We start from the raw sequence: 17,901 nt of genomic DNA, 5'->3' as shown, positions 1-17,901 counted from the left end.
TTGCGCGTTTCACGCACATGAGCACCTTGCAGGCGCCGCCAATGCCAGACTGCGCGGCCGAACCCGAACCAATGGTGAAGCTGGCCAGCGTGGGGCATACCCACGCGGGCGGCCAGGTTGCCTTGCGCGGAATCGATCTGCAGATCGCCCAAGGTGAACGCGTCGCGATCATCGGGCCATCCGGGGCTGGCAAGACCACGCTGCTGCGTCTTCTGGCCACCTCGCTCAAGCCCGACCAAGGCGAGCTCGATTTGCTCGGCAAGCAGCCCTGGACGCTTGCCGCCACCGCCCGGCAACGACTGCGTACACGGATCGGCCTGATTCACCAGGCGCCGCCGCTACCTCCAAGGCAGCGCGTGGTCACTGCGGTGCTGGCCGGCCGGCTTGGTCAGTGGTCTCTGTTCAAGAGCCTGTTCAGCCTGATCTTTCCACTGGACCGTCAGGGCGCCGCCGATGCGCTCGGGCGTCTCGATCTTGCCGACAAGCTGTACATGCGCTGTGACCAGCTATCGGGCGGTCAGCTGCAGCGGGTCGGAATCGCCCGCGTGCTTTATCAGGCCCCGGATCTAATTCTCGCCGATGAACCGGTGTCGGCCATGGATCCGGTGCTCGCCAGCCACACGCTGGACGTGCTCAGCCGCGAAGCGCAGCGCCGCAACGCCACACTGCTGGCCAGCCTGCACGCAGTGGAGTTGGCGCTGGAGCACTTCCCGCGCATCGTCGGCGTGCGTGACGGTTGCATCCTGTTCGACAAACCCGCCACTGCAATCGGTCATGACGAGCTGACCGCGTTGTACGCCAACGAGCAGCTCGAGCATGCCCCGTCGCCACCCGCTGCGCCGCCCCCGCTGCTGAACATTCCGCGATGCTGAACCCCGCGCTGGTCCGCCAAGACCCCGCTACCGCTTCACGCCTGATGCTGACATTGCTGGTGGTGGCGTTGCTGTGGCCCGGGCTGAAACTGAGCGAGCTGGACCTTGGCGTGCTGTTCGACGGCAGCAATGCCGACACCATGGGCACCTTCGTCTCGGCGTTCTGGCCGCCTGAGCACAGCGGCGAGTTTCTCGAGCTACTCTGGCAGGCCACGCTGGAGACCCTGGCCATCGCCACCGCCGGCATGGCCCTGGCGTTGGGTGTCGCCCTCCCCTGCGCTCTGCTTGCGACCCGCGCAATGTCCCTGTCCGCGCTCAGCCGCGGCGGCCGTCCGGCCTGGTGGGCACAGGCCTTGCGCTGGCCGGTGCGCGGATTGCTGATCGTTTTGCGCAGCGTCCCGGAAATCGTCTGGGCCTTGCTGTTCGTTCGCGCCGTGGGGCTGGGCCCGACCGCCGGCGTGCTGGCCATCGCCATCACCTACGCCGGCATGCTCGGCAAGGTCTACGCGGAAATCTTCGAGTCGGTCGACCCGCTGCCCGCCCGTGCCCTGCTGGGCGCCGGTGCTTCGCGACTGCAGGCGTTCCTCTATGGAGTACTGCCGCAAGCCACGGGCGAGATGCTCTCGTACAGCGTTTACCGCTGGGAGTGCGCGATCCGCGCCTCGGTGGTGATGGGCTTCGTCGGCGCCGGCGGGCTGGGCCAGCAAATGGATCTGTCGATGCGCATGTTTGCCGGCGGTGAAGTCGCCAGCATGCTGCTGACGTTTCTCATGCTGGTGCTGCTGGCCGATCTGCTCAGCCGCCTGCTGCGCTGGAGGTTCGCATGAGACTGCTGTCGCGCCTGCTGATCCCGGCCGGGCTGGTCGCCGCCGTCGTAGCGGCGTTCGCCTACCTGCAGCTGGAGAGCGCGGCACTGCTGAGTCGCGATGGCCTCGCGCAGATGGCCGCCTATGCGTCGGGCTTCATGGCTCCGGACCTGTCGGCCGATCATCTGCAGGCGATCGTCCACGGCACCCTGGAAACCCTGGCGATGTCCGCCATCGGCACCTTGCTCGCGGCCATGCTCGGCTTGCTGTTGGCACTGCCGGCGGCGGGGCGCTTCGGGCTGCTCGCGCAGGCATCGTCGCGCCTGCTGCTCAATGCGCTGCGGGCGATACCGGAACTGGTGTGGGCGGCGCTGATGGTGCTGGCCGCCGGGCTCGGGCCGAATGCCGGGACGCTGGCGCTGGCGCTGCACACCGCGGGCGTGCTGGGCCGGCTTTTCGCCGAGGCGCTGGAGAACACCCCGCCACAGCCCGGCGATGCGTTGCGCCTAACCGGTAGCGGCCGCATCGCGGCATTCTGTTACGGCACCCTGCCCTCGCTCTGGCCGCAACTGGTGGCCTACACCCTGTATCGCTGGGAAAACAATATCCGCATGGCCAGCGTGCTCGGTTTCGTCGGCGCCGGAGGGCTGGGTCAGATGCTTTACATGAGCCTCAGCCTGTTCCAGGAAGCCCAGGCCTCGACGGTGATCCTGGCCATGCTGGCGATGGTGCTAGCGGTTGACAGTCTCAGCGCGTGGGCGCGGCAGCGCTGGGTGCGAGGCTAATCGCCGCGGCCGACTCCGTTGACTTTTGTGAACTAATTCACCGAATATCCGTGATGTCGTTTTGAGATCATCAAGGATGATGAAGTGCCGGCCCTACCGCGCCAGTTGTCTACGCTACGAACCGTACTGGCATTGCTGGCAATCCTGCTGGATCCCTTCGGCCTGACTACGGCCACCGATGGTGCATCGTCCCGCCTGCTCAATCAGCTGCAAGCCAACGCCTACGGCGATGCCGGCGCCAGACAGCAGATCGCAGTTGTGATCATCGATGACGCTTTTCTGCGCCAGCGCGAAAGCCATTGGCCACTGCCCTACAACGAACAGAGCAAACTGTTCCGCCAGCTACTGGCCTATCGACCAGCCGCGGTCATGGTTGACCTGATGTACAGCTACGACCACTCCCGCGGACGCAACGGCGACAGTAGTCGATTCCTGTCCAACGTGTTCGAACGCTATCGAGCTGCCGGCGTGCCGCTGTATCTCGCCAACTCCGGCAGCACTGAATCCAATGCCTTGCCGATCTTTACCGAAGTTAGCGAGCCGGCACTGGTGAGCTGGAGCGGTTATGAAGATCAGTACCCGCTGGCAGCCGAGACCGCATACGGCTGGATGGACAGCGCAGCCTTCGCCTTATACAGAAGCTACTGCACGCGCCATGCCTGCCAGCCGCTACCAGCAACGGCACAGCTCGCCGGAGAGCAACCGCCGATCGCTCTGCAATGGGGCGGTGACCCGGCGCGTGAGCAGCGTCTGGTCAGCGACGTCAACCAGTGCGCTTCATCATCTGGACTTTGGAGCCGGATTTTCAGCCAGCTCGCCCAGTCGGTCTTCTGGCGTCTCAGTGCTCCTACCGAAACACGCTGCCCATTTCACCTGACAATCACCGCGAGTGCCCTGGCTACGACCGTACCGGAGGAGCGCGCCGTGTTACGTGAGCTGCTTGGCGATCGCCTGGTAATGGTCGGCGCCTCCATCAGTTCCGCCGAGGATCTCACCAGCTCGCCGGTTCACGGCAAGTTGCCGGGCGTCTACGCCCACGCCATGGCGCTGGATAACTTGATCGAATATGGCCAGGACTACATCGCCGCACCACCGCAACTGTTCAACACCGAAATCGATGTCCTGGACCTGCTCGAGTTCATCTTCGCTTTGGTCATTCTCTGGTTTCACTCGGCCCGTTCAGGCCTTTTGCCTGGGCATCGCCTGGCGTTCGCGATCGGCGCAACGCTCTGCCTGCTGCTAATCAGCGTGCTGCTTTATCAGTTGCGCGTCACTCCAGTGAACATCCTCGGCTTGTTGCTGCTGATTGGCGTGTTACTGCCAGAAGAACCGGAATCCCCCTCCCTCCCCTCGACCAGCACACGAAAGGAGTCATCATGCGCAAACCCCTCACACTGCTCTGCGCCCTGTTGCTCAGCAGTACCAGCTACGCAGCCGGATTGACCGTAGAGCAATACACCAACGATCCGATCGCCCTGCTTGATGCAGAGGGTCGTTTGCTGAAGAAGATTGCACGCTCCGAGTTACCCGCCACACCACTGGCCGCACAGCAGTGGAATGACGATCTCGAACTGGTGCAGGTCGAGGTAGCCGGACAGCTGGTCTGGCTGGATGGTGTCGATGTCCGCCTGAGTCAAGGCAAGACCGTTCCCATGCCGTGCGCAGCACTGCCCAAGGCCCGCGCAGATAGCGCGACCAATCTCTCCACCATTGGTTACGGGGCTGGCTGTGCGAAGAACTGACCTACTGCGTAAGCGTGCCGCATTGGCGGCGGCTTTACTGCTGACTTGTCTGGGCGGGTGCAGCACGCTCAAAGGAGCACCTGACGCGCTGATCAATCTTGCAGGACAAAGCACGCAAAGCGGGTTTCAGGGCAAGTACCTGGAGCAGGAGGAGGTTCGCAGTTACTTCCGCCTCGATCCGCAGCACAACCACAACCTGCGGCTGAGCTATGACGGCCGTAGCCTGCCAGCCAATGAAATCCGCCAACAGAACGTGGTGCTGATACCTGCGCTGCAGAACTATCTGCAAGGCATCGTCGAACGTCTCGCCAAGGGTTGGCCTGGCGAGCAGCCGCAATTGCGGGTAACGGTCACCGACAGTTATTCGTTCGGGCCATCAGCCGACCCGTACGGCAATCTCTACGTGCCGCTCGGCATGCTGGAAAGCGTAGAAAGCGAGGACGAAATCGCGGCGATGCTGGCCCATGAAATGAGCCATGTGCTGCTGCGCCACCATGATCGCCGCCAAGCCTTCAACGAGCAGCGGGAACTGCTGACCAACATTGCCACCACTGCGGTAATCGCGACGATGGTCGCCGACTCTCGCCTGGATCGTGGAGCGTCGAAATGGAAGGTGGTCAGCAAAAATCCGCAAGCCACGCAGAAGGCCGTCGGTGAGACGGTGCTCTACACCTCACTCGCCAACACCTTTTCAGACAACGTATGGAACACCGCCTGGGGTCGTGCTCAGGAAGACCAGGCAGATCTGCTGGGTACCGATCTACTGATCAAAGCGCGTTACGCGCCGCGCGGTGCCAGCCACAGTCTGCAGCGGCTTAGCGATTTCCAGGGAAAGCAGGAACCCCTCCTGGCCGGTTTTATCCAGGCGCGACGGGGCGCGATGCAAGATTCGCTGCAGCGCCTCGACCTGAACGGCTTTACCCAGGAGATCAACACGTTCGTCAATCAAGGCCTGATGACGACCGTCAGCGCAGTCGGCCAGCACCTCACCCGCTCACACATGTCAGCCCAGCGTCGCGATGACGACCTGCGCCAATATCTGCAGCGCGAGTACGATGCCGAGCGTTATCACCGGGTGAATAAACGGAACTGGCTTACAGTCCGCAACACCCCAAGCGTGAAAGCCTCACTGGACGCTTACAAGAACGCCTACGGAGCCAACGAGGCCCTGGCTCAGAAGAATCTGAAGGATGCCCGAACCTTGGCCGAGCGAGCCCTGAAGTCTCCGGTGGCTAACCAGCCAGGCATTCGTCGTAGCCTCTTCAACGTCCACATGGCAACTGGTGACAAACGTCGTGCACTGGCGCAGCTCAACGCAATCAAGGACTGGTCGCTAGCGGGACCGGAGGTCTACGAACAACTGGTTCACTATCATCTGAACAATGGCGATGCAGTTGCGGCCCTTGCAACCATTGAACGGGCTGAACGCCACCTGGGTTCACAGGAACAGTTCATTGTCGAAAAGATGCTCGCTCATAAGCTCAAGAAAGATGAGAGCGAACTGCGCATGCTCGGCGAAAAATGCAAGCAGATGCCAAATCGAAAGGATGTCTGCAAGAAGATCGGCTGACCTTGAGAGGGCGACGCTGGTTGCGCAGTCGATTACCCGGCTGCGCGCCTCGCCCAGTTTCAGTGCACCACGGGCTGCTGTTCACGCTCCTGCACCAACACCCAGGGGGCCACCACCACGGCCCACAAGGTGGGGTCGCGCTGCTGCCAGTCCTGCGCCTGCTCGGCCTGCATTTTCGCCAGCTGTCCAGCATTCAGCCATGCGGCCACCCTGGCCTGATCGTCCTCGGCGACGGCCTGCGCCACTGCGACCAGATCGGCATCCCCCGCCACCTGTAACAGCGCTCCGCGAGCGAAGAACGGCTGCAGTTCCTGCCAGGTTATCGCTGCAGTTTCGCCCAGCAGCTTGGCATAAAGAGTGCTTGCGTCGTCGGCCATGGGACTCACCAGATACGAAAAAGGCGCAATGATACCCGCGCCCCGATTCCCATCAAACGGTTGAATCTGCCGGCTGTGCAAACGCAGGAGACACTTCTACACTGTGCCGGTACAGTTGCCGGAGCGTTTCGGGATGTTCGCCTCTTAACGGCGCTCCGGCCCGCAGGATTCAAACAATAACGATGCAAGTGGAGCACTTATGAAGACCAAGCAGCGTCTTTCGAAAATTTTCCTGGCAATGGCACTGACCGGCGCAGCCAGCTATACCCTGGCCGCCGATACCATCCGCATCGGATTGGCAGGGCCGGTAACCGGGCCGGTGGCGCAGTACGGGGACATGCAGTTCATCGGGGCCGAAATGGCCATCGAGCAGATCAACAAGGCCGGCGGGGTGAACGGCGCGCAACTGAAGGGTGTTCGCTACGACGACGCCTGCGATCCGAAACAGGCCGTGGCGGTTGCCAACAAGATCGTCAACGACAACGTCAAGTTCGTGGTCGGCCATCTCTGCTCCAGCTCCACGCAACCCGCGTCCGACATCTACGAGGACGAAGGCATCCTGATGATCACCGCGGCTTCCACCAGCCCGGACATCACCTCCCGCGGTTATGAACTGATCTTCCGCACCATCGGCCTCGACAGCTTGCAGGGCCCGACCGCCGGCAACTTCATCGCCGACCACGTCAAACCGAAGAACGTTGCCGTCATCCACGACAAGCAGCAGTACGGCGAAGGCATCGCCACCGCGGTCAAGCAGACCCTGGAAGGCAAGAACATCAAGGTCGGCCTGTTCGAAGGCATCAATGCCGGCGACAAGGACTTCTCCTCGCTGATCGCCAAGCTCAAGCGTGAAGGCGTGGACTTCGTCTATTACGGCGGCTACCACCCGGAACTGGGTCTGCTGCTGCGTCAGTCCAAGGAAAAAGGCCTGAACGTGCGCTTCATGGGCCCGGAAGGCGTCGGCAACTCGGAAATCTCCGCCATCGCCGGCCCGGCCTCCGAAGGCATGTACGTGACGCTGCCGAAATCCTTCGACCAGGACCCGCGCAACAAGGAACTGGTAGACGGCTTCAAGGCCAAGAAACAGGACCCGAGCGGCCCGTTCGTGTTCCCGGCCTACGCGGCGGTTCAGGTCATCGCCGAAGGCATCGAAAAGGCCGGCAGCACCGACACCGACAAGGTCGCCGAAGCGCTGCGCAGCAATACCTTCGACACCCCGACAGGCATGCTCTCGTTCGACGAGAAAGGCGACCTGAAGGACTTCAATTTCGTCGTCTACGAATGGCACCAGGACGGCACCAAGACCGAAGCCAAGTAATTTCCATCAGCCTGACGAAGCCCACACTCGCTTGTGGGCTTTGTTTTAGCGGGCGGCCCCGCCACAAGCATCGGGCCGCCTTGCCGTACCTGTAATCCGACGAGCGGCCTGAACAGCAGGCCCGCCTCGAACCGGCGCCGTGTGTGATCCGCAAGGCACCGTACCGCAGTGGCACCGCGCCAGGAGGGGCGGTGTGTTCGAAGTGGGCAGCGCAGCCGGAGCGGAATGGAATTGCAGGGACTTCGGGAGAGCAGTGATGCCTGAGCTTTACCACTACCTACAACAGCTGATCAACGGGCTTACCGTTGGCAGCACCTACGCGCTGATCGCCATCGGTTACACGATGGTCTACGGCATCATCGGCATGATCAACTTCGCCCACGGCGAGGTGTACATGATCGGTTCGTATGTCACCTTCATCGCGATCGTCGGCCTGTCCATGATGGGCCTGGACGCACTGCCGATCCTGATGATCGGCGCATTCGTGGCCGCCATGATCGTCACCAGCGCCTACGGTTACAGCATCGAACGGGTCGCCTATCGCCCGCTTCGCGGCAGTAACCGGCTGATCCCGCTGATCTCCGCGATCGGCATGTCGATCTTCCTGCAGAACGTCGTGCTGCTGGCCCAGGACTCCAAGGACAAGGCGATCCCCAACCTGATGCCAGGCAACCTGGTCATCGGCGAGAGCGCCATGAACGGCGTGGTGATTTCCTACATGCAGATCCTGATCTTCGTGGTGACCTTCGTCGCGATGTACGGCCTGACGCTGTTCATCTCGCGGTCACGTCTGGGCCGCGCCTGCCGCGCCTGCGCCGAAGACCTGAAGATGGCCAACCTGCTGGGCATCAACACCAACAGCATCATCGCCTTGACCTTCGTCATCGGTGCTGCACTGGCTGCCGTCGCGGCGGTGCTGATCAGCATGCAGTACGGGGTGATCAACCCGCACATCGGCTTCCTTGCCGGTATCAAGGCCTTCACCGCGGCTGTGCTCGGCGGTATCGGCAGTATCCCAGGAGCCATGCTCGGCGGGCTGGTACTTGGCGTCGCGGAAGCCTTCGGTGCGGACATCTTCGGTGACCAGTACAAGGACGTGGTGGCGTTCAGCCTACTGATCCTCGTGCTGCTGTTCCGCCCCACCGGCATCCTCGGTCGTCCGGAGGTGGAAAAGGTATGAGCGGCAATCTCCGTACAGCCTTCTTCAGTGCCCTGCTGGTCATCGCCGTGGCGGTGCCGGTGTTCGGCCTGAAGCTCACCACCGTCGGTATCCGCGTCGAAGTGCATGGCGCCGAAATCGGTACCTTCTGGATCATCGCCGCCTGCGCCGTTGCCATGTTCGTCTGGCAGCTGTTCCGCACGCACTTGGCCGCTGGCTGGGCCGCGAGCCCCAGCTTGCCAACCGTGCCTGCTGGCGCCGGCAACTTCCTCACGCTGCCCTCGACGCAACGCTGGATCATCCTGGCGCTGGTACTGGTTGCGCTGGTCTGGCCGTTCTATGGCTCGCGTGGCGCGGTGGACATCGCCACGCTGATCCTGATCTACGTGATGCTCGGCCTCGGCCTGAACATCGTTGTGGGTCTGGCCGGCCTGCTCGATCTGGGTTACGTCGGCTTCTACGCCGTCGGTGCCTACACCTATGCGCTGCTCTCGCATTACTACGGGGTCGGGTTCTGGACCGCCTTGCCCATCGCCGGCGCGATGGCGGCGCTGTTCGGCTTCCTGCTGGGCTTCCCGGTGTTGCGTTTGCGCGGTGATTACCTGGCGATCGTGACGCTCGGCTTTGGCGAGATCATTCGCATCCTGCTGCGCAACATGACCAGCGTGACCGGCGGCCCGAATGGCATCAGCGGCATCGACAAACCGACGCTGTTCGGCCTGTCCTTCGACCGCCGTGCCGCCGAAGGCATGCAGACGTTCCATGAATATTTCGGGGTGGCCTACAACTCGGTGAACAAGGTGATCTTCCTCTACCTGATCGCCCTGCTGCTGGTACTGCTGACCCTGTTCGTGATCAATCGTCTACTGCGCATGCCGATCGGTCGCGCCTGGGAAGCCTTGCGCGAAGACGAGATCGCCTGCCGCGCATTGGGCATGAACCCCACCGTGATCAAGCTTTCGGCGTTCACCCTGGGCGCGACCTTCGCCGGTTTCGCCGGCAGCTTCTTCGCCGCCCGTCAGGGGCTGGTATCACCGGAATCCTTCACCTTCATCGAGTCGGCGATCATCCTCGCCATCGTGGTGCTGGGCGGTATGGGCTCGCAGCTCGGGGTGATCCTCGCGGCGATCGTGATGATCCTGCTGCCCGAGCTGATGCGCGAATTCAGTGAGTACCGCATGTTGATGTTTGGCGCCCTGATGGTGCTGATGATGATCTGGCGCCCGCAAGGTCTGCTGCCGATGCAGCGCCCACACCTGGAGCTGAAGCAATGAGCCGCCCGATTCTAGAAGTACGCGGCCTGATGATGCGTTTTGGCGGCCTGCTGGCCGTCAACGAGGTGGGGCTGACGGTACATGACAAGCAAGTGGTCTCGATGATCGGCCCCAACGGTGCCGGCAAGACCACCGTGTTCAACTGCCTGACCGGCTTCTACCAGCCGACCGCCGGGGAAATCCTGCTCGACGGCACGCCGATCCACGGTCTGCCCGGCCACAAGATCGCTCGTCAGGGGGTGGTACGCACCTTCCAGAATGTCCGTTTGTTCAAGGACATGACGGCGGTGGAAAACCTGCTGGTGGCGCAGCATCGTCATCTGAATACCAACTTCCTCGCCGGCCTTCTGAAGACTCCGGGTTTTCGCAAGAGCGAGCGCGCGGCGATGGACTTTGCTGCGCACTGGCTGGAGCAGGTGAATCTGACCGACGTAGCCAACCGCCCGGCTGGGACCCTCGCCTACGGCCAACAGCGCCGCCTGGAGATTGCCCGCTGCATGATGACGCGTCCGCGCATCCTCATGCTCGACGAGCCGGCGGCGGGCCTCAACCCGAAGGAAACCGAGGATCTCAAGGCGTTGATCGCCATGCTGCGTGACGAACATGGGGTCACCGTGCTGCTGATCGAACACGACATGAAGCTGGTCATGAGCATTTCCGACCACATCTACGTGATCAACCAGGGCACGCCGCTGGCCGATGGTTCGCCCGAACAGGTGCGCAACAATCCGGACGTGATCAAAGCCTACCTGGGGGAGGCGTAAGCATGCTGACTTTCGAAAACGTCTCGACCTTTTACGGCAAGATCCAAGCGCTGCACGACATCAATGTGCAGGTGGAGCAAGGCGAGATCGTCACCCTGATCGGCGCCAACGGTGCCGGCAAGTCGACGTTGCTGATGACCCTTTGCGGCTCGCCGCAGGCGGCCAGCGGCAGCATTCGCTTCCAGGGCGAGGAGCTGGTCGGCCGGCAGACCTGCGACATCATGCGCAAGGCCATCGCCGTGGTGCCTGAAGGGCGGCGGATCTTCGCTCGCCTGACAGTTGAAGAGAACCTGTCCATGGGTGGCTTCTTCACTGGCAAGACGGACTTCCAGGAGCAGCTGGACAAGGTGCTCGGCCTGTTCCCGCGGCTCAAGGAACGCTATCAGCAGCGCGGCGGCACGATGTCCGGTGGCGAGCAGCAGATGCTCGCCATCGCCCGCGCACTGATGAGCAAGCCCAAGCTGCTGTTGCTCGACGAGCCGTCGCTAGGTCTGGCGCCGATCATCATCCAGCAGATCTTCGAGATCATCGAACAGCTGCGCGAGGATGGCGTGACGGTGTTCCTGGTCGAGCAGAACGCCAACCAGGCGCTCAAGCTGGCCGACCGTGGCTATGTACTGGAGAACGGTCACATCGTCATGCAGGGCAGCGGCGAGGACCTGCTGACTGATCCGAAGGTCCGTGACGCTTACCTGGGCGGCTGACACCGCAACCATGGTCGACGAAAGCCCTGCCGTCCTGGCGGGGCTTTTTCGTTCTCCGATCCCGACATGCCGCCAGACGAACCCGCACGCTGCGCGTACGGTCGAACAGCCGCTATGCTTGCTCGATGCCTCTATCCCCTAATGCCCGTCAAGGAGACCTCACGATGCGCCACTGCCTGTTCGGCCTGCTCATGGCTGCCAGCGTCACTGCGAATGCCGCGATTCAGACGCAGGAAATCCCCTACACCGCTGCCGACGGCACCGAGATGATCGGCTACTACGCCTACGACGACGCCATCGAAGGCAAACGCCCCGGCATCGTCGTGGTCCACGAATGGTGGGGGCTGAACGACTACGCCAAGCAGCGCGCCCGCGACCTCGCCGAGCTGGGCTACAGCGCCCTGGCCATCGACATGTACGGCGAAGGCAAGAACACCGAGCATCCAAAAGATGCCATGAGCTTCATGCAGGCGGCCCTGAAGGACGCCGATGCTGCCAAGGGTCGCTTCAACGCTGGCCTCGATCTGCTCAAGGAACAGGCGCAGACCGATACCGCCAAACTCGGCGCGGTAGGCTACTGTTTCGGCGGTAAGGTCGTGCTGGATATGGCCCGCCAGGGCGTCCCGCTGGATGGTGTGGTCAGCTTTCATGGCGCACTGGCCACCGAGACACGCGCCGCCCCGGGCAGCGTCAAGGCACGCGTGCTGGTCGAGCATGGCAGCGAAGACAGCATGATCAGCAGCGACGATATCGCCGCGCTGAACGTCGAGATGGTCAAGGCCGGCGCCGATTACCAGTTCGTCAGCCTGCCCGGTGCCAAGCATGGCTTCACCAATCCGGGCGCCGACGCCCACCAGAAAAACGGTCTCGACGTGGCCTATCAGAAAACGGCGGACGAGCGCTCCTGGGGCGATATGCGACGCTTCTTCGAAGAGACGTTCGGCGCACCAGCAACCGCTCGGGCACAGTGAAGGCCTCGCCTTCTCGTCCGTGATTCGCCCGGCGGCGCGCCTGCCGCCGGGACGCGTGCTAGCATTGCGCGCATATTCATCGTCGATCACGAGTCATGGCCGAACACGATTTCCGCTACACCCTGCTCAACCCCGCCCACACCCTTACCGAATGCCGCGCTTTGGCGCCAGGTCGCTATCAGGTCACCGGCAATGGCGGATCGATTCGCAGCGGCGACGTGCTGATCGTCACGCTCAAGGGCAGCCGCGATCTATCGCAACGTCTCACCGTCGAAAAGGTACGCCACCTCATCAATCCACCGGGACAGTGGATGGCCGTGGCAAGCGGACCGGTATTCCGCGAACTTGAAATCCTCAACTGGCAGGTCGCTTGCGATAGCTGCGGCAAGCAGCTGGACTTCGAATTTGCGGTCGACGCCAAGCTGGGCGAAGCCGCCCGCAAGCCTGCCGCGCAGGCCCGTATCGCCGAATTGGGCTGGTCTGGCGCTGATGGCCAACACCGCTGCCCTAGCTGTCAGAAGGAGAAACAGGCATGACTTTGCGTTTGTTGCCCTTGGTCGTAGCCGTCGGCCTGGCCGGTTGTGCGACAGAGCCATTGGAGCTTCAGCGAGACGTCACCTACATCGCCGAGTGGATCGGTGACGAGCCGGTGATCGGCCGCACTGCAGTATCGCTCACGCTCAGTGAGGGACGCGCCTACGGCAATGCCGGCTGCAATCACTGGTTTGCCAGCTACGAGCAGAGCGGTCAGCAGATCCGCTTCAGCAACCTGGGCAGCACACGCAAGCTCTGCCCGGAAGAGATCATGGAACAGGAGCATGCGTTCCTTGACCTGCTCAACCGGGTCGAGCGCTGGGACGTTTCCAATATCGACCAGCTGCGCCTATGGCCTGCCGAGGGCAGCGCCCTACGACTCTGGCCCGAACAGGAATAGTTGCGCCAAATGTGCGCAAGCAACAGACATTGCGCACTGCTATCAGGCGGCCGCTGCGCCCCCGCAATTCCTACGTTCAAGCGCCAGGCTGTCAGGCTACAAACAAACCCCTTGTTTTTCCGGGGCACCACCGTTTGCAGCGTCGCAGCGCATCCGCTTTTAACGAAACTGGCATATCCAGTGCATAGACTGGATTAACCCAGTTTCGGGGACCCTGGTACAGGCAGGCCAGGGATTCCCCTCTTTTATCCGCAACCCCACGCAGCCGCTCCCGCAGAGCGGCTGCGTGCCCTCTGCGAACAGCAGCGGCGACGTAGTCGTCAGAACAGCCGCAACTGCTCGAAACCGCCACGCAGATCGATCAACCGCACCCCGACCCCGATCAACCGAACCGGTCTGGCGCCCCGGGAGAAAGCGATGGCGAGCAGGTCCGAATAGTCATCCAGCTCAAGCCCGGCACCAGCCTGCTCCAGGGTCGTCTGGGTGAAGTCATGGAATTTCAGCTTCACGAACGGCTTGCCGGGTCGGTAACTACCGTCGAGCCGGGCCATGCGTGTTGCAAGCTGTTGAAGCAGCTCCGGTAGTCGCTCCAGGCAAGCGGCCAGGTCGGGCAGATCACGATCATAGGTCTGCTCGACACTGACCGACTGGCGGCGGTTCTCGACCTGCACCGGGCGCTCGTCAATTCCCCGCGCGAGCCCCCATAGCCGCTCGCCGAATGCACCAAACTCGCGAACCAACGCCAGCCTGCCCCACTCGCGCAGGTCGTTGCAGGTGTGGATACCCAGCCGCGCGAGCTTCTCCGCCGTGACGCGTCCCACACCGTGCAGACGCTTGACCTCAAGCTCCTGCACGAACTCGTCGACCTGAGCCGGCGTGATAACGAACAGGCCATCAGGCTTGTTCCATTCACTGGCGATTTTGGCGAGAAACTTGTTCGGCGCGACACCGGCCGAGACCGTGATCCGCAGCTGTTGCCAGACTCGTCGACGGATGTCCTCAGCGATACGCGTGGCGCTGCCGGAGAAGTGCTCGCAGGCGGTCACATCCAGGTAGGCCTCATCCAGCGACAGCGGCTCGATCAGCTCGGTATAGGTGCGAAAGATGTTCTGAATCTCGCGCGACGCTTCGCGGTAAGCCTCCATTCGCGGACGCAGAATCAGCAGATCTGGGCATAGCTTCAACGCGTGCCCCGAGGCCATGGCCGAGCGCACTCCGTACGCGCGCGCTTCGTAATTGCAGGTAGCAATGACCCCGCGCCGATCCGCAGCGCCACCCACTGCAATGGGCCGCCGAGCCAGGCTGGGGTCGTCGCGCATCTCGATGGCGGCATAGAAGCAGTCGCAATCGATGTGGATGATCTTGCGCAGGTTGGGCTGACTCACGAAAACAGTGCACCGGGCAGGAGTGAACGAATCTTCAGCGCGACGGGTCGGTTATTCAGATGGTAAGTCCTTTTACCGCCCCGATAGTCGGAGGTTCAGATGAAAATCTTGTATGCAGGCGCGATCGTCCTAAGCGGTCTTTTTTCCGCAACCGCGATGGCTGACCAGGACATGATGAACACCCTGCCGCAAGGCACCAATATTCAGCAAGAAAAACACGGCGATGATCAGGTTCGCGACAACAAGGATGACGTCGATCCGAAAATGAAAAAAGAAGTACAGGACGATTGGCGCGAGGATGCTGAAAAACGTCGCGATAGCGACGTGATGAAGCCCGAGCAGCGCGGCTAGCCAACTACCAGCCAGTTACAGCTCCAGCGGGTACGGCTGCAACAGCGCCTTGCCGTAGCCGTCGACGAACTCCGGCGGCATGCGCTTGGGTTTCCCGCTGGAGAGCTCGATACAGACGAAGGTGGTCTGCGCTCGCAACAGGGTGGCGCCGTCGGCAGGTCTGATCAGCTGAAAATTACGTTTCATCTTCAATCGCTGATCCGACTCGGATATCCAGGTTCCGAGCTGCAAAACGTCACGCTCATAGGCAGCAGCCAGATAATCGATCTCATGCCGTAGCACCGCCATGGCGCGATCAAGACGATGGTAGTCTTCGATGCCAAGCCCGAGACTTTGCGAGTGCTGCCAGGCACAGCGCTCAAGCCAGGTCACGTAGACCGCATTATTGGCATGCCCAAGTTCGTCGATGTGCTCGGGCTGCACCTGCAGATCGATGATGAATGCTTGTGGCTGGTCCCAGCTCATTCGTCAGATGCCTCGATAGCTGATTGCGATGGGCCTATGAAAGCGCAGCAACGCCGGCGAGTCACGCAGGTTGTCGTACGCGATGACGCGACATTCAGAAGCCAGCCGCCCTGCCCTGTTTTTCACCGCACAAAACAAAAAGGGCCATCTCATGAAAGATGACCCCTTGAAGCCCAAAACGGGCAATAAAAATGGCGTCCCCTAGGGGACTCGAACCCCTGTTACCGCCGTGAAAGGGCGGTGTCCTAGGCCACTAGACGAAGGGGACGAAACCTTCGCAAACCTGCCGATGAACCGCTTATCGACAAGCCGTGATTGGTGGAGCTAGACGGGATCGAACCGTCGACCTCTTGCATGCCATGCAAGCGCTCTCCCAGCTGAGCTATAGCCCCGGATTTATCGTCTCTCGACGCGCGATGCAAGCATCGCTGAATAATGGCGTCCCCTAGGGGACTCGAACCCCTGTTACCGCCGTGAAAGGGCGGTGTCCTAGGCCACTAGACGAAGGGGACGCAAACCCTTCAAGCGCAACCCGTATTTCCATATCTGGTGAATACAGGTTGGTGGCAAATTCTGCTCTTCGAGATTGGTGGAGCTAGACGGGATCGAACCGTCGACCTCTTGCATGCCATGCAAGCGCTCTCCCAGCTGAGCTATAGCCCCATCTCGAGGACGGGGCGCATATTAGGGGCGCCCCCAGGCAGTGTCAACAACAAATTTCGACCGACCCGCAGATTTTTTGGCATTAGGAACAACTACTTACCGTCCATCGGCGGGACTGACCAGCAGGGTCGCCCCTGCTCGAAGCGGTCAGACGATAGACACCAGCAGCTTTTCCCACTCCTTGGCTTCCTTCTTCGAGGCCCCACCGAGCAGCTCGAGCGCATTGCGCAGACGGAAACGCGTCAGATCCGGACCAAGGATTTCCATCGCATCCAGCACCGACACCGAACTGGCCTGCCCGGTTATGGCAGCGAACATCAGCGGCATCACATCGCGCAGCTTGAAGCCGAGGTGTTCGGCTACCTGCGTGATGCAAGCGGTGATGCGCTCCTTTTCCCACTGGCGCAGCGCCTCGAGCTTCCACAGGATCAGCTGCATCACCTGGCGCACCTGAGCGGCATCCAGCTTCTTGTGCGCAAACAGCGCTGGATCGAGCGGCAATGCACCTGAGAAGAAGAAGCCCGCCAGCGGCGCGATCTGGCTGAAGGTTTCCACGCGCTGCTGCACGTGCGGAGCGATCTGCATCATGTACTGGAGATTAAACGCCCACTTCTGCACTTCGGTAGCGAACTGTTCGACCGACAGCTCGCGCAGCCACTGGCCGTTGAGCCAGGACAGCTTCTCCAGATCGAAGATCGGCCCGCCGAGCGACACGCGCTGGATATCGAAATGCTCGATCATCTCGTCCAGGGTGAACTTCTCACGCTCGTCAGGCATCGACCAGCCCATGCGCCCGAGATAGTTGAGCATCGCCTGCGGCAGAAAACCCATGCGCTCGTAGAAGGTCACCGAGGTCGGGTTCTTGCGCTTGGACAGCTTGCTCTTGTCCGGATTGCGCAGCAGAGGCATGTAGCACAGCTGCGGTTGCTCCCAGCCGAAGTATTCGTAGAGTTTGATCAGCTTGGGTGCCGATGGCAGCCACTCCTCGCCACGCAGCACATGGGTGATACCCATCAGGTGATCATCGACCACGTTGGCAAGGAAATAGGTCGGCAGGCCGTCGGCCTTCATCAGCACCTGCATGTCCATGCGGTCCCAGCCGATCTCGACGGTGCCGCGCAGCATGTCCTGCACCTGACACACGCCTTCGCTCGGCACCTTCATCCGGATCACATGGGATTCGCCAGCAGCGATGCGACGCTGTGCTTCGGCCGGCTCGAGGTGCATGCAATGGCCGTCGTAACGCGGTGTTTCCTTGTTCGCCATCTGCTCGGCACGCACCTGATCCAGGCGCTCGCTGCTGCAGAAGCAGGGGAAGGCATGCCCCTTGGCAACCAGCTCGTCCGAGTACTTCTTGTAGATCTCGCCGCGCTCGCTCTGCCGGTACGGGCCGTGAGGACCGCCCACATCCGGACCCTCGTCCCATTCGATGCCCAGCCAACGCAGCGCATCATAGATCTGCTGCTCGGACTCACGAGTCGAGCGCAGCTGATCGGTGTCCTCGATGCGCAGAATGAACTGACCGCCGTGCTGACGGGCGAAGCACAGATTGAACAGCGCGATATAGGCAGTTCCAACGTGAGGATCACCGGTGGGAGACGGCGCGATACGGGTGCGGACGGTGGTCATGAATGATCTCGAACGAATAGGACGAACAGAAAAACAGAAGGGCCGAATGTTAACAGGCGAGGTGCAGCCGGCTCCAGCCGGACACCGACTGGAGCACTTTGCTACGCACAGCGGAACAGAGAGCGGCTTCGG

The 17,901-nt window shown here is 61.8% G+C and carries 19 protein-coding genes and 4 tRNA genes; 15 read left to right on the top strand and 8 right to left on the bottom strand.

Annotated elements, in window-relative coordinates; all coding sequences use genetic code 11:
* Positions 1 to 41: 41 nt before the first annotated feature.
* The 6 genes from PSEST_RS06435 (at position 42) to PSEST_RS06410 (ending at position 5,775) form a co-directional block, all read left to right on the top strand.
* Positions 42 to 872, top strand: a complete 831-nt coding sequence (locus PSEST_RS06435) for a phosphonate ABC transporter ATP-binding protein (protein ID WP_015276189.1) — start codon at positions 42 to 44, stop codon at positions 870 to 872.
* Entirely contained in the window at positions 866 to 1,699 is an 834-nt protein-coding gene (locus PSEST_RS06430) for a PhnE/PtxC family ABC transporter permease (protein WP_015276188.1), read from the top strand. Before PSEST_RS06435 ends, PSEST_RS06430 begins: the two co-directional genes overlap by 7 nt.
* Complete coding sequence (phnE, locus tag PSEST_RS06425) at positions 1,696 to 2,463, top strand: phosphonate ABC transporter, permease protein PhnE (protein ID WP_015276187.1); 768 nt, start codon at positions 1,696 to 1,698, stop codon at positions 2,461 to 2,463. The genes PSEST_RS06430 and phnE overlap by 4 nt, the downstream gene beginning before the upstream one ends.
* Before the next feature lie 84 nt (positions 2,464 to 2,547).
* The gene (locus PSEST_RS06420; RefSeq protein WP_015276186.1) at positions 2,548 to 3,906 is read left to right on the top strand and encodes a CHASE2 domain-containing protein; all 1,359 of its coding nucleotides are present in this window, start codon (positions 2,548 to 2,550) and stop codon (positions 3,904 to 3,906) included.
* Positions 3,840 to 4,205 carry a hypothetical protein gene (locus PSEST_RS06415; protein WP_041756511.1) on the top strand — a complete coding sequence of 122 codons (366 nt, stop codon included), beginning with the start codon at positions 3,840 to 3,842 and terminating at the stop codon, positions 4,203 to 4,205. The genes PSEST_RS06420 and PSEST_RS06415 overlap by 67 nt, the downstream gene beginning before the upstream one ends.
* On the top strand, positions 4,192 to 5,775 hold the full coding sequence (locus PSEST_RS06410) for a M48 family metallopeptidase (RefSeq protein ID WP_015276184.1): 1,584 nt from the start codon (positions 4,192 to 4,194) through the stop codon (positions 5,773 to 5,775). The genes PSEST_RS06415 and PSEST_RS06410 overlap by 14 nt, the downstream gene beginning before the upstream one ends.
* A 59-nt stretch (positions 5,776 to 5,834) precedes the next feature.
* On the opposite strand, the gene PSEST_RS06405 is transcribed toward PSEST_RS06410, so the two are convergent.
* Positions 5,835 to 6,152, bottom strand: a complete 318-nt coding sequence (locus tag PSEST_RS06405; RefSeq protein ID WP_015276183.1) for a DUF2288 domain-containing protein — start codon at positions 6,150 to 6,152, stop codon at positions 5,835 to 5,837.
* 199 nt (positions 6,153 to 6,351) lie between these two features.
* Here PSEST_RS06405 and PSEST_RS06400 point away from each other — a divergent pair, with 199 nt between their 5' ends.
* The 8 genes from PSEST_RS06400 (at position 6,352) to PSEST_RS06365 (ending at position 13,276) form a co-directional block, all read left to right on the top strand.
* A complete protein-coding gene (locus tag PSEST_RS06400; protein WP_015276182.1) occupies positions 6,352 to 7,470 on the top strand; it encodes a branched-chain amino acid ABC transporter substrate-binding protein in 1,119 nt (372 codons plus the stop codon).
* A gap of 256 nt (positions 7,471 to 7,726) precedes the next feature.
* On the top strand, positions 7,727 to 8,650 hold the full coding sequence (livH, locus tag PSEST_RS06395) for a high-affinity branched-chain amino acid ABC transporter permease LivH (protein WP_015276181.1): 924 nt from the start codon (positions 7,727 to 7,729) through the stop codon (positions 8,648 to 8,650).
* Positions 8,647 to 9,903 carry a high-affinity branched-chain amino acid ABC transporter permease LivM gene (locus tag PSEST_RS06390; RefSeq protein WP_015276180.1) on the top strand — a complete coding sequence of 419 codons (1,257 nt, stop codon included), beginning with the start codon at positions 8,647 to 8,649 and terminating at the stop codon, positions 9,901 to 9,903. Before livH ends, PSEST_RS06390 begins: the two co-directional genes overlap by 4 nt.
* Positions 9,900 to 10,667 (top strand): high-affinity branched-chain amino acid ABC transporter ATP-binding protein LivG, encoded by a 768-nt coding sequence (gene livG / locus PSEST_RS06385; RefSeq protein ID WP_014821209.1) that lies wholly within the window; start codon positions 9,900 to 9,902, stop codon positions 10,665 to 10,667. The genes PSEST_RS06390 and livG overlap by 4 nt, the downstream gene beginning before the upstream one ends.
* A 2-nt stretch (positions 10,668 to 10,669) precedes the next feature.
* A complete protein-coding gene (locus PSEST_RS06380; protein WP_015276179.1) occupies positions 10,670 to 11,371 on the top strand; it encodes an ABC transporter ATP-binding protein in 702 nt (233 codons plus the stop codon).
* A gap of 164 nt (positions 11,372 to 11,535) precedes the next feature.
* Positions 11,536 to 12,342 carry a dienelactone hydrolase family protein gene (locus tag PSEST_RS06375; RefSeq protein ID WP_015276178.1) on the top strand — a complete coding sequence of 269 codons (807 nt, stop codon included), beginning with the start codon at positions 11,536 to 11,538 and terminating at the stop codon, positions 12,340 to 12,342.
* Between the two features lie 95 nt (positions 12,343 to 12,437).
* A complete protein-coding gene (locus PSEST_RS06370; protein ID WP_015276177.1) occupies positions 12,438 to 12,878 on the top strand; it encodes a hypothetical protein in 441 nt (146 codons plus the stop codon).
* A complete protein-coding gene (locus tag PSEST_RS06365) occupies positions 12,875 to 13,276 on the top strand; it encodes an META domain-containing protein (RefSeq protein WP_015276176.1) in 402 nt (133 codons plus the stop codon). The genes PSEST_RS06370 and PSEST_RS06365 overlap by 4 nt, the downstream gene beginning before the upstream one ends.
* Positions 13,277 to 13,596: 320 nt before the next feature.
* Here PSEST_RS06365 and dinB read toward each other — a convergent pair whose 3' ends face one another.
* Positions 13,597 to 14,661: a DNA polymerase IV gene (dinB, locus tag PSEST_RS06360; protein WP_015276175.1), complete on the bottom strand. Its 1,065-nt coding sequence runs from the start codon at positions 14,659 to 14,661 to the stop codon at positions 13,597 to 13,599.
* A gap of 99 nt (positions 14,662 to 14,760) precedes the next feature.
* Here dinB and PSEST_RS06355 point away from each other — a divergent pair, with 99 nt between their 5' ends.
* Positions 14,761 to 15,012, top strand: coding sequence for a hypothetical protein (locus PSEST_RS06355; RefSeq protein WP_015276174.1), 252 nt, complete (start codon positions 14,761 to 14,763; stop codon positions 15,010 to 15,012).
* Positions 15,013 to 15,027: 15 nt separating this feature from the next.
* On the opposite strand, the gene PSEST_RS06350 is transcribed toward PSEST_RS06355, so the two are convergent.
* The 6 genes from PSEST_RS06350 to gltX all read right to left on the bottom strand — a co-directional run bounded on the left by PSEST_RS06350 (position 15,028) and on the right by gltX (position 17,769).
* Entirely contained in the window at positions 15,028 to 15,477 is a 450-nt protein-coding gene (locus tag PSEST_RS06350) for an acyl-CoA thioesterase (protein ID WP_015276173.1), read from the bottom strand.
* A 192-nt stretch (positions 15,478 to 15,669) separates the two neighbouring features.
* Positions 15,670 to 15,745 (bottom strand) — tRNA-Glu (locus PSEST_RS06345).
* A gap of 48 nt (positions 15,746 to 15,793) precedes the next feature.
* Positions 15,794 to 15,869: transfer RNA gene (locus tag PSEST_RS06340), tRNA-Ala, on the bottom strand.
* 44 nt (positions 15,870 to 15,913) lie between these two features.
* Positions 15,914 to 15,989 (bottom strand) — tRNA-Glu (locus PSEST_RS06335).
* A gap of 75 nt (positions 15,990 to 16,064) precedes the next feature.
* Positions 16,065 to 16,140, bottom strand: a tRNA-Ala gene (locus PSEST_RS06330).
* A 147-nt stretch (positions 16,141 to 16,287) separates the two neighbouring features.
* Positions 16,288 to 17,769 (bottom strand): glutamate--tRNA ligase, encoded by a 1,482-nt coding sequence (gene gltX / locus PSEST_RS06325; protein ID WP_015276172.1) that lies wholly within the window; start codon positions 17,767 to 17,769, stop codon positions 16,288 to 16,290.
* Positions 17,770 to 17,901 lie beyond the last annotated feature (132 nt).

Origin of the sequence: Stutzerimonas stutzeri RCH2 (genome assembly GCF_000327065.1) — a bacterium.
Classification (GTDB): Bacteria; Pseudomonadota; Gammaproteobacteria; order Pseudomonadales; family Pseudomonadaceae; genus Stutzerimonas; species Stutzerimonas stutzeri_AE.
Note: the sequence above shows the minus strand (reverse complement) of the source record. Positions and strands in the feature narration are given on the sequence as shown.